This window comes from Agromyces arachidis (genome assembly GCF_052805135.1).
In genome coordinates this window covers 47,702-60,923 of sequence record NZ_JBRBDK010000007.1, presented here as the reverse complement: position 1 = coordinate 60,923, position 13,222 = coordinate 47,702, and the positions used below count along the sequence as shown (strand labels likewise).

Here is a 13,222-nt window from a genome sequence, read left to right as displayed (position 1 = left end):
GCCCGCGGTCACGCGGCGTCCTGCCTCGGGAAGATCACCTTCTCGACGATGATGATGAGCGAGGCGGCCACGGGGATGGCGACCAGCGCGCCCAGCACGCCGCCGAGCGTGCCGCCGGCGACCGCCGCGATCACGACGAGCGCACCGGGGACCGAGACGGCCCGGCTCATGATCCTCGGGCTCAGCACGTAGGCCTCGATCTGCATGTACACGAGGTAGTAGATCGCCGCGGCGATGCCCGTCTCGAACGACGCGGTGAGGCTGACTACGGTGATGATCACGGCACCCGTGAGTGTTCCGACGAGCGGCACCAGCGAGCAGAGGAACGCGACGAACGCGAGCAGGATCGGCACCGGCGCGCCGATGATCGTCAGGTAGATCAGGCTCAGCACGCCGTTGACCGAGGCGAGGCTCAGCTGGCCGATCACGTACCGGCCGACCGACCCGGTGATCTCCCCCGAGACCTCGAGGAACCCGTTCCGGGACGTGGCCGGGACGAACCGCGCGGCGTAGCGCTTCATCGAGTCCAGCGACGCGAGGAAGTAGAGGGTCAGGATGAGCACGATCGTGGCGCCCGTGAACCCGCCCAGGATGCCGGCGCCGACCGCGAGGATGCCGCCCGTGAGGCTGCCGATGTTCTTCGGGTCGCCGAGGAAGTCGCCGATCGAGGCGATGCCGTCCTGGATCCAGCTCGCCCCCCCGGCGAAGCCGCCGATCCACGCGACGATGTCGCTGTCCTCGATGTCCTTGACGATCTGGTCCCAGTTCTGCACGATCTCGGTGACCTGGGCCGCGAAGAGCGGGACGGCGGTCGCGATGATGCCGACGAACAGCCCGATCACGGCGACGAACACGAGCAGGATGGCGGCCCAGCGCCGCAGCCCCCGTCGCTGCAGCCAGCTCACCATCGGGTCGAGGCCGAGGGCGAGGAAGATCGCCAGTGCGATGTACAGGATGACCGTGCTGAGCTGGCTGAGGACGCCGCCGAGGAACAGTGCGACGAGCACGCCGAGGGCACCGACGAACCCCATGCGGAAGGCGCGGACGCGCACCTCGGGCGTGCCAGGGGCGGCATCGGCGGTGATCTCCGCCTGCACCGGCGCCTCGGGCTGCCGGACCGCCCCGGCGACTCGTTTCCACATATCAGCGAACCTACGCTCGCGCGTTCGCCACGCCGGATCGGCGCGCCGCCGACCCGGTCGACGGCGCGCTCAGCCGAACACCCCGGTCGCGGCCGCGATGCCGACGGCCATCGCGACGACGATGCCGGTGACGCCGACCACGAGACCACCCACGGCCAGCGCCATGCGGTTGCGCCGAGCGGATTCGTCGGCCTCCGACATGACCCGGAGCCACGACGGCGCCCGGCCCTTCCTGACCGCGCTCTGGGCGAGCATGATCCGGATGATGTCGCGCATGGTGCTGGACACGTCGTGGGCCGTGGGGCGGACAGCCGGGTCATCGGCCGTCATCGCGCCGAGGATCGCGCGCCACTCCGGTGAGAGGTGCTCCGGGATCTCCGGCGGGCGGTGGAGCCGTGCGAGCGCGGCCTCGATCGGCGTGCCGGTGTACTCGCGCTCGCCCTTCAGGGACTCGAGCAGCACCAGGCCGAGCGAGTAGATGTCGGTGGCGGGCCCGACCTCCTCGCCTCGCGCCTGCTCCGGCGAGATGTACGCGGCGGTGCCCATGATCGTGCCATGGCCCGTGAGGCGAGTACCGTCGACGAACTGCGCGACCCCGAAGTCGGCGAGCCGCGTGAGCAGCGTGTAGCCGAAGGTGGGGACCTCGGAGACGAGGATGTTCTCGGGCTTGATGTCGCGGTGGATGACGCCGCGGCCGTGCACGTAGCTGAGGACGTCGGCGACCTGCGCGCCGATGTCGGCCGCCTGGCGCGGCTTCAGCGGGCCGTCGGCGAGCTGGTGGGCGAGCGACAGGCCCTCCACGAGCTCCATGACGATGTAGCGGCGCTCGATGCCGGCGTGGATCAGGGTGCCCGCGTCGTAGACCGGCACGAGCCCGATGTGGTTGAGGCCGCTCAGCAGGTTGATCTCGCGTTCGCGGCGCTGATGGTCGGCGACGGTCTCCTCGCCCTCGCGGAACAGCTTGATCGCCACGTGGCGGCCGAGCTCGTTGTCGCGGGCACGGTAGACGTCGGCCATGCCGCCCGAGCCGATGTGCTCGAGGAACTCGTACCGCGGAGCGGTCGGGTCCGCACCCTCGTACCGGGCCTGCGCGGCGTACTCCTCGGCAGCCGTCGGGACGGGCGTCTGGGTGGGCGACGGCACGTACGGCATCGCCCGGGGATCGGTGCGCCGTGCGGGGTCGGACAGGAAGGGCGGGCCGGTCGTCGCGGCACCGTCGCCGCGTAGGGTCGGGTCGGTGCGGACTCCGACTCCGTGGACTCCGGCGGGACCCGGGCGGCGCGGTTCGTCAGGGGGTGACGCCTCGCTCATGGACGGCCTCTTCTCTTCGGCCGGGGGTGGGCCGATACCACGCCCGATGGTATCGTGGCGTCTTCCTAGTTTATCTAACTAGTTTCTTGCGAAACTGCTCAGGGGATGAGTCTTCCGAATACGGATATCCCAAGCAAGCCCGGATCTCGAGGCTTGACAGGGCACGCGCCCGATGGGCCGGGTGTGGATCAGGACGCCGAGCGGGCGGTCTCCATCTGCGACACGGTCGCAAGGCCTTCGGCGGCCGGCTCGGGGCTCGGCGCCGCGGCGGGAGGAAGCTCAGCGCCGGCGTGCTCGCTCACGCTGTCGACGGCGTCGCGCATGCGATCGAGGAAGTGCAGGACCGCGCCGGCCTCATCGGCCTCGAGCCCTTCGGCGACCTCGATCATGCGGCGGTGCATCTGACCGAGGGTCGCGCGCACCTCGTCGTCGCTCGCGATGGTCGGCGCGATGACCAGCGCCCGCCGGTCGGTGGGGTGCGGCCTGCGCTCGACGTGGCCGGAACGGACGAGCCGGTCGATCAGCACGGTGGTCGAGGCGGAGGAAATGCCGAGGTGGGCGGAGAGGTCCTTCGGGCTGACGTTGCGCCCCTCGCCCTCGCGCTTGAGCAGGAAGCGGATCGCGAGCAGGTCGGTCTCCCCCATCCGCATCGCCGTGCGCGTACGGCGACGCATGGCCGCCTCAGCCGCCCGGTAGTCGCGCAGCGCGTTGAGCACTGCGACCCCCCGGCGGGTGCGGTCGTCGGAATACCAGTACCCCGAAGCGCGCTCGTCACCCATGTTTCGACCCTACACGAACTGGTATCTAGATCGTCTAGGTATCCGCTGGGAATGGGTTGCGCCCCCGGAGCCGGGTCAGAACGACCGCTCGTACACCCACGGGAGGCGGTCCATCAGGAGTCGATGCCGCGCTCCGCCCGTCTCGTCGGCCGCCCCCGGCTCGAACGCGGCATCCTCACGCCAGTAGAGCGCCCGCCGACCCTCGCCGAAGCGGCCCGTGTACACCTGCAGCCCCGCGGCGCCCAGCGCCTCGAGTGCACCCCCGACGGATGCCGCGCCCAGGAGCCCGTGCAGCGTCACCCACGTCGGCGGATAGAGGAGCATGTCGGCCGCGGCGTGCCGCTCAAGGGCCTCCTCCGGCCGCAGCCACTCCGCCCGCACCAGTTCCTCCGCCGCGGGAGCCGGCTCGCCGTCGGGCGCGGGCGCGGCGAAGAACCGGGTGCGCATGCGCTTGGGCACGCCCTCCGGGGGGTTCCACAGCGCGAAGCCCAGCAGCGCGGCGGGGTCGACCTCGAGGCCCACCTCCTCGAGCGTCTCGCGTGCGGCGGCCCGTCGAGCCGCCGGTTCCGAGTCGATCGCGTCGCCCGCGGCATCCGCCTCGTCGACCGCACCGCCGGGGAACACCCAGGCCCCCGCGAACGAACCGCGGTCGCTCGGCCGCTCCCCGAGCAGCACCTCGACGCCGGCGGCGCCGTCCCGGAGCAGCACGACGGTGGCGGCGGAGGCATCCATGCCGGCCAGCCTAACCCCGCGACTACACTGCCGAACGTGCCATCCATCGCCGATCCCGCCTCCGCCGAGGACGTGCGCCCGCCCGCCGCGGCGACCCTCGTGCGGGCCCCGAACGCTGGGCCGATGACCCTCGACGGGACGAACTCGTGGGTGCTTCGCGCCCCCGGAGCGGAGACCGGCTCGGTCGTCGTCGATCCGGGACCGGCGGATGCCGCGCACCTCGCGCGCCTCGCAGAGGGCGGCGTCGAGCTCGTCCTCATCACCCACCGGCACCCCGACCACACCGAGGCGGTCGACGCGTTCGCCGAGATCACCGGTGCACCGGTGCGGGCGATCGACCCGGAGTGGTGCCGCGGCGCCGAGCCACTCGCCGACGGCGAGCGCATCGCCGCCGGCCGGATCGAACTCGAGGTGCTTGCGACGCCGGGGCACACCTCCGACTCGGCATGCTTCGCACTGCGCGGACCCGACCGCGCGACCCCGGTCGCGGTGCTCACCGGTGACACCGTGCTCGGTCGCGGCACCACGATCATCGCGCACCCCGACGGCGCGCTCGGCCCGTACCTCGACGCGTTGCATCGCCTGCGCCGACTGGGCGCGAGCGAGGGCCCCGTGGTGGTGCTCCCCGGCCACGGCCCCGTGCTCGGCGACCTCGAAGCGATCTGCGACGCCTACCTCGCGCACCGCGCCGAACGGCTCGACCAGGTCCGCGACGCCCTCGCGCGCCTCGGCGCGGACGCCTCGCCCGACGCCGTGACCGACGACGTCTACGGCGACGTCGACGCGGGGGTGCGGTTCGCCGCCGAGGCGTCGGTGCGGGCGCAACTGGCGTACCTGCGGGGCGAATGACCGAGGGGGCGGATGCCGCGCGGCACCCACCCCCTCCATCGCACCCGGCGGATCAGCGCTCGACCGGCTGCACCTCCTTGACGGTGCCGGTGTCGTCGACGTACTGCTGGTGCAGGTGCACGGGCTCGCTCGCGACCGCCTGGGCGCGCTTGCGCTTGCGGGCGGCGGCGGCGAGGTTCAGCAGCTCGACGAAGATGGCGAACGCCATCGGCATGTAGATGAGCGCCTTGTCGATCTTGAAGCCGAACCCGTCGGCGATGAGGAACACGCCGATGAGCAGCAGGAACGACAGCGCGAGCATCTTGACGGTGGGGTGCTTGTTCACGAAGGCGAAGATGTAGCGCGCCGCGAAGAGCATGATGCCGAACGAGAGCACGACGACCGTGATGATCACGATCATGTTCTCGGTCATGCCGACCGCGGTGATCACCGAGTCGAGCGAGAAGACGATGTCGAGCACCAGGATCTGCGCGATGACCGCGCCGAACGTGGCGGTGCCGGCACCGGTCGTGTGCTCCTCGTCGCCCTCGAGCTTGTGGTGGATCTCCGACACGGCCTTGTAGACCAGGAACAAGCCGCCCGCGATCAGGATCAGGTCGCGACCCGAGAAGCCCATGCCGAACAGCTCGAACAGGTCGGTCTTCAGCGAGATGACCCAGCCGGCGGCGAACACGAGGCCGACGCGCATGAGCATGGCGAGGGTCAGGCCCAGGTTGCGCGCCTTCGCCTGCTGCTCCACCGGCAGCTTGGCGGCGAGGATCGAGATGAAGATGACGTTGTCGACGCCGAGCACGACCTCGAGCACGAACAGGGTGAGGAACACGGCCAGGAGGTCCGGCGTGAACTCGAGTGAGAAGTCCATGGCGGACATTCTGACGTACCGGAGGGCGTCAGCGCGTATCGGTGCGGCCGTTCACGATCGGCGGCACCGCGATGCCGAGCGGATGCCGCATCCACACGTTCCCCGTCCGGCGGCGCTCGTCGCGCGTGGCGAACGTGAAGAGCTCGGTGCGCGCCCGGACCGAGCGTGGTCGGCGACCGTCGAACGGGTCGTGGGCGAGGAGCCGCAGCGTCGCGGCATCCGCTCGGAGGAGCTGCTCGAGCAGGCGCGGGAACCACTCCTCGTGCATTCGTCCGAGCGGGAGGAACCACATCAGCCAGTCGAGCCGCAGGTGATACGGCGCGAACTGCCGCGGGACGCGCTTCGGGTCGCCCGGCTTGCCCTTGAAGCCGTACTCACGCCATTCCGCCCCGGGGTCGCGCGGGTCGTCGAGCGTGCCCTCGACGATCACCTCGACGCGCTCCCTCGTCACGGTGCCGAACGCGCCGTAGGCGTTCACGAGCATGAACCGGTCGAAGCTCGCGTTCATGAGCTGGCGTCTCGAGAACAGGTTCATGAGCGGATGCCGGCTGAGCCAGAGGATCAGCGCCGCGACCGCGAGCACGATCGCGATCCACCACGGCGGGCTCGCGGCCCCTGCCGGGTCAGCGATCGCGTCGAGCGGCAGCCATGGGAGGAGCCACCCGACCACCCCGTCGCCGACCGCGCCGAACGCGAGCACGATCGTGATCCAGTTCAGCCAGGCGAAGTTGCCGGTCGCCACGAGCCACGACTGCGTCGCGATGATCACCGCCGCGGCCGCGGTGCGGACCGGCTGCGGCGCGAAGAGCAGGAACGGCACGACGAGCTGCGCGACGTGGTTGCCGATGACCTCGAGCCGGTGGAACCACTTCGGCAGCAGGTGCGCCTGCCGGCTCAGCGGGCCGGGCATCGGCTGGGTCTCGTGGTGGTAGTACAACGCCGTCAGGTCGCGCCATTCGCGGCCGCCGCGGATCTTGATCATGCCCGCGCCGAACTCGAGCCGGAACACGAGCCACCACACGAGCGCGATGGTCGGCAGCGGCGGCGGCACCTGGCTCGATCCGAGGAAGGCGACGAGGAACCCGGCCTCGCACAGCAGCATCTCCCATCCGAAGCCGTAGAACGTCTGCCCGACGCTCACGATCGACAGGTAGAGCCCCCACAGCCCGAGGAAGGCGAGCATCGGCACCCACGGCGGGCCGAGCTGGGGCAGCCCGACCACGACGGATGCCGCGAGGCCGATGCCGGCCGCGCACACGGCCACGAGCCGCGCGTCGCGATAGGCCCAGCGCCGGAACAGCGTCGGGCCGAGGTAGCCGCGCCGCCGCGTGCGGCGGAGGACGCCGACGCGCTCGCCGCCCTGCTGCTCGCGTTCGCGTGCACGGCGCTCCGCAGCCTCGACCGCGGTAAGCAGCTCGGGCACCGGCAGGAGCCCGTGCTCGCCGAGCAAGGGCCGGAACTGGTTCAGCGTCGAGGCGAACGCGACGAGGAAGAGCGCGGCGATCCCGCGCTGCAGGATCTCGCGCGCCAGGTACGCGTCGCGAGCGTCGAACCACGAGAACCAGGCGGCCCAGTCCACGTCGCCACGCTAGCCGGGCCATGCCGAGGGGCACGGGCCGTTCGGCCCGCGCCCCTCGCGGTTCGGCATGCGCCGGTTCAGGCCGGCGGATTGTCGGGATCGACGGTCTCGATCGTCTCCTGCTCGACGGGGTTGTCGGCTTCGAGGTCGTTGGCGTCGGGGTCCGGGTCGGTGTCGCGGTCGGTGTCCTCGCGCGCTCCCGGGGTCGGCTCGGGGCCGGTGTCGCCGACGCCGCCTGCGGCGGTCTGCCGTGCGTCCTGCGCCTCCCGGTCGGCGGTCTCGGGATCGAGCATCGCGTCGCCGTGCCCGCCGATGCCGAGGCCGCTGCCGACGGTGTTGATGACTCCGGTCAGGTCGGGGGTCCTGGGGTTGAGGTCGCCCGCCGGGCCGAGCCGGTCCTGGTTCTCCCACGGGTTCAGCGGATCGCTCATGTGCTTCGCATCTCCTCCTTCGATCCCGGATGCGGCGCCGGTGCGCAGCCGCGGTCCGATCGGGTTCCACGTTCCTCCGAGCCGTGCGCCCGGTCAACGGGTTGACACCCCGAGCGCCTCGCGCCGTCACGCCGATGCGCCCCGAGCCGGTCTGCTCGGGGCGCATCGGGAGGGGTCGGCGGATGCCTACGCGACGAGCGCGACGCCGGCGTTCCAGCCGACCTTCTCCTGCACGGCGAGCGTGAGCTGGAGGAAGCCCACCGACTCGAGCTCGCGGGCGCGGGCGAGCCGCCCGGCGTCGACCGCGTTCAGGCCGCCCGCGCGGACGACGTCGATCAGGGCCTGCTTGGCGAGGTCGTCGTCGCCGGCGACGAGCACGGTCGTCGGCTGCGCGCCGCCGACCGTCTTCGCGGCGAGGGTGGCGGCGAAGTTGGTGTTGAACGCCTTGAGCACGCGCGACTCGGGCAGCGCGACCGCGAGCTCCGCGGCGGCGGACGCATCGGCGGGGACGACGAGCGAGTCGAAGGTCTCGAAGTCCAGCGGGTTGGTGATGTCGACGACGACCTTGCCCGCGAGCTGCTCGCGGCGGGCCTCGACGATCCCGGCGACCGAGGGGTACGGCACGGCGAGGACGACGATGTCGCCCGTGACCGGCTCGGATGCGTCGCGGCCGACGTACTCGACGGTGTTGCCGCCCGCTGCCACGATGCCGCCGATGGCGGTGCCCATGTTGCCGTTTCCGATGATGCTGACCGTCGTCATGATGTCCTCCCCGCGTCATCCGACGCGATTACTTGTTGCGACAACCAACACTGTAGCCCTATTCAGTTGTCGCGTCAACCTTGTGTGCGAGAATAGGGGCATGACGGATGACACGCGCTGGCTCGACACCGAGGAATCCGCCGCCTGGGTGCGCCTCGTCGCGCTCACCGAGCTGCTGCCCGGCGTGCTCGACCAGCAACTGCTGAACGACGTGCAGCTCACCCACTTCGAGTACGCCACGCTGATGGCGCTCGCCGCCGCGCCGGACCGCACCATGCGCATGACGGCACTCGCCGGCCGCACCAACGCGACGCTCCCCCGCCTGTCGCACGTGGCCCGACGCCTCGAGGAGCGCGGCCTCATCCGCCGCTTCCCGTGCCCGGAGGACCGCCGCGCCACGAACGCCACGATCACCGACGCCGGGATGGCGCTCATCGACGAGGCCGCCCCCGGCCACGTCGAGACCGTGCGCCAGTACGTGCTCGACGCACTCAGCCCCGAGCAGCTCCGACAGCTCTACGAGATCGCGGGCGCCGTGCTCACCCGACTCGACCCCGACGAGCGACTCACCGCGACGGCCTGCCAGTTCAGCGAGGGCCCCGCGATCGCGCGCGCCGGCTGACCGGGCGTCGTCCCCGGCGGCCGCCCATCCGCCGAGGGCGGATCTGCCGTCGGCAGCGCCCGCCCCACGGCATCCGCTCGCGACGCAGGCTGGGGGAATGACCGATCGCGAGAGCCCACCCGTCCAGCCCATCGACGCCGAACTGACCCGGCGGCTCTTCCACGAGCGCATCATCGTGCTCGGCGATGAGCTCGACCAGGCCGGCGGCAACCGCATCTGCGCGCAGCTCGTCGCGCTGGCCGCCGACGACGCGCGCCGCGACATCCGCTTCTGGATCAACTCGCCCGGCGGGTCGGTGCCCGCCATGCTCGCCATCCACGACGTGATGCGCGCCATCCCGAACGACGTCGCGACCATCGCGGTCGGCATGGCCGCGAGCGCCGGGCAGTTCCTGCTCACCGCGGGCACGGCCGGCAAGCGCGCCGCGCTGCCGCACTCGCGGATCCTGCTGCACCAGGGCTCGGCCGGCATCGGCGGCACCGCCGTCGACGTCGAGCTGCAGGCCGACGACCTGCGTCACACGCGCGACACCGTGCTCGGCCTCATCGCCCGCTACACCGGCCAGACCGTCGAGCGCATCGCGCACGACTCCCTGCGCGACCGCTGGTACACCGCCCGGCAGTCCGTCGAGTACGGCTTCATCGACCACGTCGTCGACCGGCTCGACGAGCTGTTCCCGCTCGAGCCGCGCGCGGTCGCGGGGCTGGGGGTGTTCGCGTGAGCTCGTACGCGATCCCGTACGTCACCGAGCGGCGCGGCAGCACGGAGCGCACGCTCGACGTGTACAGTCGCCTGCTCTCGGAGCGCATCGTCTACCTCGGCACCGAGATCGACGACGGCGTCGCGAACGTGCTCATCGCCCAGTTCCTGCACCTCGCGGCCGACTCGCCGGACTCGCCCGTCAGCCTCTACGTCAACTCCCCCGGCGGCTCGCCGAGCGCGGCGCTCGCGGTGTACGACACCATGCGGCACATCGGCCCCGAGGTCGCGACGACCTGCGTGGGGCGGGCCGGCGGACCGGCGGCGGTCCTGCTCGCCGGCGGCGCGCCCGGACGCCGCGCGATGCTGCCGCACAGCACCGTCACGCTGCACCAGCCTTCGACGCAGGGCCGCGGTGCGGTGCCCGACCTGATCCTGCACGCCGACGAGGTGCTGCGGGTGCGCGCCGAGCTCGAGGCGGCACTCGCCGCAGACACCGGGCGCCCGGCGGAGGCGATCCGCCTCGACACCGATCGCGACCTCGTCCTGCCCGCGCCGGCCGCGGTCGCGTACGGGCTGGCCGACCACGTGCTCGCCGACGCGACGGCGCCCGCGCCGGTCCGAGCAGGCCGCTGACGGGCGGACCCGTCTCCCGGTGGACGCGGGCCGGCGTCAGGCGGCGAGCGCGAGCACCTGCGCCCCGGACTGCGGCGTCCGCTCCGCCAGGCGGTCGGCGACGCGCCCGACGACGGCGGCGAGGTCGAGCCCCAGCGCCTCCCCCACCGCGCCGACGACCTCGGAGGACGCCTCCTTGCGACCGCGCTCGACCTCCGAGAGGTACTGCGGCGACACGCCGGCCGCCTGCGCGACCTCGGTGAGGATCCGCGCCTGCTCGAGTCGTTCCCGGCGGAGCACCTCGCCGAGTTCGCGCCGCCAGAGCGGCCTCGCCGGTCGCGGCGTCTCCGCCTGCGGGAACACGATCACCCTGCCCATGCCGAGAGGCTACGCAGCGGACGCCGCGACCGACAGGCGGATCCGCTCACAGCAGAACGGGAGGCACCCCTCGGCGCCGGCGCCGCTAGCGTCGGAGCATGTCCGCTCCGATCGTCCGCCCTGCCCGAGTCGCCGACGCCCCCGGCATCGCCGACGTGCACTGGCGCAGCCACCAGAGCACCTACGTCGAGCCCGGCCGGGTGTCGCGCGAGGCCGTCGAGGCGTGGACCATGCGCGATCGCATCCAGGCCTGGATCGCGTACGCCGCGATCTCGGAGGGCCTGCTGCCCCCTCCCGAGGGCTTCCACGCCGTCGACGTCACCGTCGCGGTCGACGGCGACCGCGTCGTCGGCTGGGCGATCACGAGCGGCGGTCGCGACGCCGACGCCCCGCGGCCGCTCGAGCTCGAGGGCCTCTACGTGCTCGACGAGTTCCACGGCCGCGGGGTCGGCCAGGCGCTGCTCGACGCGGCGGTGGGTGACCGGCCGGCCTACCTCTGGGCGCTCGAGGACAATCCCCGGGCGCACGCGTTCTACCGCCGGAACGGCTTCGTCCTCGACGGCGGCGACAAGTGGGACGAGCGCTGGCGGGTGCGCGAGGTGCGGATGACGCGCTGAGCCCCCGGCAACGATCCGGGCGGCGTCAGAGCAGCCAGGGGTCGATGCCGAAGTCGTCGGCCCTCGGCGGATCGGGTATCGCCGGAGGCGGCGGCATCCGGCGCCGCGTCGCCGAGGCGGCGCGTGCCTGCATCGCGCCGCTCGCCCCGGTCGCCCCGGCGCCCAGGCGGACGAGGTCTCGCCGTCGCGGTCCGGTCGGGATGTCGCGCGGGAGCGAGCCGGCGGCGACGATCCAGCGCGGCAGCCCGAGCAGGTCGAGCACGCGGGCGAGCCGCTCCGACTCGTAGACGCTGTCGGTGTCGAGTTCCTCGCCGAGCACGTCGGCGAGCTCGTCGGCGGCATCCGCCCGACCGGCGGCCTCCGCGAACGCGGCCGCGTGCTCGGCGCCGAGCGGTTCGGCGAGCACGTCGCGGTCGGCGTCCCGCTCGCGCGACGGGTCGCTGGAGTACCGGCCGAGCTCGTCGCGGCCTCGCCAGGCGGCGAGCACGAGCTGCCGGTCGAGCACCACGCGGGCGACCAGCACGACCGTGTCGAGCGCCGCCGCGATCGCGCCGCCGACCTCGATCACGCCGCTGCGGCCCGTGGCGACGGTGCCGTCGCCGGGGTCGCCGAGCGCCACGGTCCAGCCCGATTCGGCGGGCGCGACCCAGCCGGTGAAGCGGATGCCGCGCAGCGCCTCGACCACGCGCGCGGTGTCGTCGTCGCGGACGATCACGGCGCCGTAGGTCTCGCCGATGGGGCCGCCGCCCTCGGGCGTGCTGCCCGGGATCGCGTACGTCACGTCGTCCTCCTCAGTACACGAGCACGTGGCTCGCGTGCGAATGGGTCACCTCGTAGCCGAGGCCCTCGTAGAGCCCGAGGGCGCCGGTCGGGTTCTCGGCGTCGACGTCGAGCGTCGAGCGCTCGAGGCCGGCGTCGGCCGCCGCCGCCAGGTGACGGGCGAGCAGGTCGCGGGCGAGGCCCCGCCCGCGATGCTCGCGCACGACGCCCACGAGTCGCACGTACGACGACGTGAAGCCCTGGCCGGGCCAGTCCTGCTCGTTGCGCAGCGCGACGACGAAGCCGACCACGCGCTCCCGGCCGCCGTCCGCGTCCGGCGCGAGCGCGAGGAACGACAGCGACGGCGCGAACGCCGACTCACGCGTCATCGCCGCCCAGCTCTCGGCATCCGTCGACTGGCTGCCCCAGTGGTCGGCGAAGGACGCGTTGCGTGCGAGCCGCGCCGACTCCGCCCACTCCTCCGCCCACGGCACCGCCCGCACGCCGTCGGGCAGCGCGCGGGGTGCGTCGATCGGGGCGGCGAGGTCGCGGGCGAGCGAACGGAAGTGGCGCGCGACGCGCATCCCGTTGCGCTCGAGGAGGGACGCGGCATCCGGCACGCCCTGCTCGACGTAGGCCATGATCCAGCCGGGCAGCCGCTCCCCGCTCTCCGCGAGCTGCTCGCGTGCCCGCGCGAGCTGCCAGCCGAGCAGCGCCCGCCCGATGCCGCGCCGCCGCCAGTCGGGGTGCACGTCGCCGAGCACGAGCGAGCGCACCATCGTCTCCCGGCCGGGCGGGCACATCACCAGCCCGTGCGCGAGCAGTCGTCCGTCGTGGCCGACGGCCACGAGCCCGTCGCGCTCGACGTCGACGTGCGGGAGGCGGAAGGCCTCGCCGAGCTCGTCACGGTGCGGGGTCCAGTGCGGGTGGTCCGCCGCCGAGACCACGGCATGCAGCTCGACGAGCGCGTCGAGGTCGGAGGGCACCGCGGGCCGCCAGTCGGCGACGTCGGGATGCGGCACGGCGGCGGGCGCGACGGTCGGGCCCACCCGCTCGGCCAGCGTCGGCGTGGTCGGGTGCTCCAT

The 13,222-nt window shown here is 72.8% G+C and carries 16 protein-coding genes; 5 read left to right on the top strand and 11 right to left on the bottom strand.

The annotated features are described in order from the left end of the window. Positions 1-8: 8 nt before the first annotated feature. The 4 genes from ACUY4T_RS10800 to ACUY4T_RS10785 form a co-directional block, all read right to left on the bottom strand. Complete coding sequence (locus ACUY4T_RS10800) at positions 9-1,142, bottom strand: AI-2E family transporter (RefSeq protein WP_446018944.1); 1,134 nt, start codon at positions 1,140-1,142, stop codon at positions 9-11. 69 nt (positions 1,143-1,211) lie between these two features. Further along, the gene (locus ACUY4T_RS10795) at positions 1,212-2,294 is read right to left on the bottom strand and encodes a serine/threonine-protein kinase (RefSeq protein ID WP_446018943.1); all 1,083 of its coding nucleotides are present in this window, start codon (positions 2,292-2,294) and stop codon (positions 1,212-1,214) included. Positions 2,295-2,641: 347 nt separating this feature from the next. Beyond that, positions 2,642-3,232, bottom strand: coding sequence for a MarR family winged helix-turn-helix transcriptional regulator (locus ACUY4T_RS10790; RefSeq protein WP_446018942.1), 591 nt, complete (start codon positions 3,230-3,232; stop codon positions 2,642-2,644). 75 nt (positions 3,233-3,307) lie between these two features. Further along, a complete protein-coding gene (locus ACUY4T_RS10785) occupies positions 3,308-3,964 on the bottom strand; it encodes an NUDIX hydrolase (RefSeq protein ID WP_446018941.1) in 657 nt (218 codons plus the stop codon). A 36-nt stretch (positions 3,965-4,000) separates the two neighbouring features. Here ACUY4T_RS10785 and ACUY4T_RS10780 point away from each other — a divergent pair, with 36 nt between their 5' ends. Beyond that, positions 4,001-4,813 carry an MBL fold metallo-hydrolase gene (locus ACUY4T_RS10780; protein ID WP_446018940.1) on the top strand — a complete coding sequence of 271 codons (813 nt, stop codon included), beginning with the start codon at positions 4,001-4,003 and terminating at the stop codon, positions 4,811-4,813. Positions 4,814-4,865: 52 nt separating this feature from the next. Here ACUY4T_RS10780 and ACUY4T_RS10775 read toward each other — a convergent pair whose 3' ends face one another. The 4 genes from ACUY4T_RS10775 to ACUY4T_RS10760 all read right to left on the bottom strand — a co-directional run bounded on the left by ACUY4T_RS10775 (position 4,866) and on the right by ACUY4T_RS10760 (position 8,447). Next, entirely contained in the window at positions 4,866-5,675 is an 810-nt protein-coding gene (locus ACUY4T_RS10775) for a TerC family protein (RefSeq protein ID WP_446018939.1), read from the bottom strand. A gap of 28 nt (positions 5,676-5,703) precedes the next feature. Continuing rightward, a complete protein-coding gene (locus ACUY4T_RS10770; RefSeq protein WP_446018938.1) occupies positions 5,704-7,254 on the bottom strand; it encodes a lipase maturation factor family protein in 1,551 nt (516 codons plus the stop codon). A gap of 77 nt (positions 7,255-7,331) precedes the next feature. Next, positions 7,332-7,685 carry a hypothetical protein gene (locus tag ACUY4T_RS10765; protein ID WP_446018937.1) on the bottom strand — a complete coding sequence of 118 codons (354 nt, stop codon included), beginning with the start codon at positions 7,683-7,685 and terminating at the stop codon, positions 7,332-7,334. Positions 7,686-7,871: 186 nt separating this feature from the next. Further along, a complete protein-coding gene (locus ACUY4T_RS10760; RefSeq protein WP_446018936.1) occupies positions 7,872-8,447 on the bottom strand; it encodes an NADPH-dependent F420 reductase in 576 nt (191 codons plus the stop codon). A gap of 100 nt (positions 8,448-8,547) precedes the next feature. On the opposite strand from ACUY4T_RS10760, the gene ACUY4T_RS10755 reads away from it, so the two are divergent. The 3 genes from ACUY4T_RS10755 to ACUY4T_RS10745 all read left to right on the top strand — a co-directional run bounded on the left by ACUY4T_RS10755 (position 8,548) and on the right by ACUY4T_RS10745 (position 10,404). After that, the gene (locus ACUY4T_RS10755; RefSeq protein ID WP_446018935.1) at positions 8,548-9,069 is read left to right on the top strand and encodes a MarR family winged helix-turn-helix transcriptional regulator; all 522 of its coding nucleotides are present in this window, start codon (positions 8,548-8,550) and stop codon (positions 9,067-9,069) included. A gap of 97 nt (positions 9,070-9,166) precedes the next feature. Continuing rightward, positions 9,167-9,790 (top strand): ClpP family protease, encoded by a 624-nt coding sequence (locus tag ACUY4T_RS10750; RefSeq protein WP_446018934.1) that lies wholly within the window; start codon positions 9,167-9,169, stop codon positions 9,788-9,790. Then, the gene (locus ACUY4T_RS10745) at positions 9,787-10,404 is read left to right on the top strand and encodes a ClpP family protease (protein WP_446018933.1); all 618 of its coding nucleotides are present in this window, start codon (positions 9,787-9,789) and stop codon (positions 10,402-10,404) included. The genes ACUY4T_RS10750 and ACUY4T_RS10745 overlap by 4 nt, the downstream gene beginning before the upstream one ends. 36 nt (positions 10,405-10,440) lie before the next feature. On the opposite strand, the gene ACUY4T_RS10740 is transcribed toward ACUY4T_RS10745, so the two are convergent. Beyond that, entirely contained in the window at positions 10,441-10,761 is a 321-nt protein-coding gene (locus ACUY4T_RS10740; RefSeq protein ID WP_446018932.1) for a helix-turn-helix domain-containing protein, read from the bottom strand. Positions 10,762-10,859: 98 nt separating this feature from the next. On the opposite strand from ACUY4T_RS10740, the gene ACUY4T_RS10735 reads away from it, so the two are divergent. Next, on the top strand, positions 10,860-11,378 hold the full coding sequence (locus ACUY4T_RS10735) for a GNAT family N-acetyltransferase (RefSeq protein ID WP_446018931.1): 519 nt from the start codon (positions 10,860-10,862) through the stop codon (positions 11,376-11,378). 25 nt (positions 11,379-11,403) lie between these two features. Here ACUY4T_RS10735 and ACUY4T_RS10730 read toward each other — a convergent pair whose 3' ends face one another. Both ACUY4T_RS10730 and ACUY4T_RS10725 read right to left on the bottom strand, forming a co-directional pair. Beyond that, entirely contained in the window at positions 11,404-12,159 is a 756-nt protein-coding gene (locus ACUY4T_RS10730) for a hypothetical protein (protein ID WP_446018930.1), read from the bottom strand. Between the two features lie 10 nt (positions 12,160-12,169). Continuing rightward, positions 12,170-13,222: a GNAT family N-acetyltransferase gene (locus ACUY4T_RS10725; RefSeq protein ID WP_446018929.1), complete on the bottom strand. Its 1,053-nt coding sequence runs from the start codon at positions 13,220-13,222 to the stop codon at positions 12,170-12,172.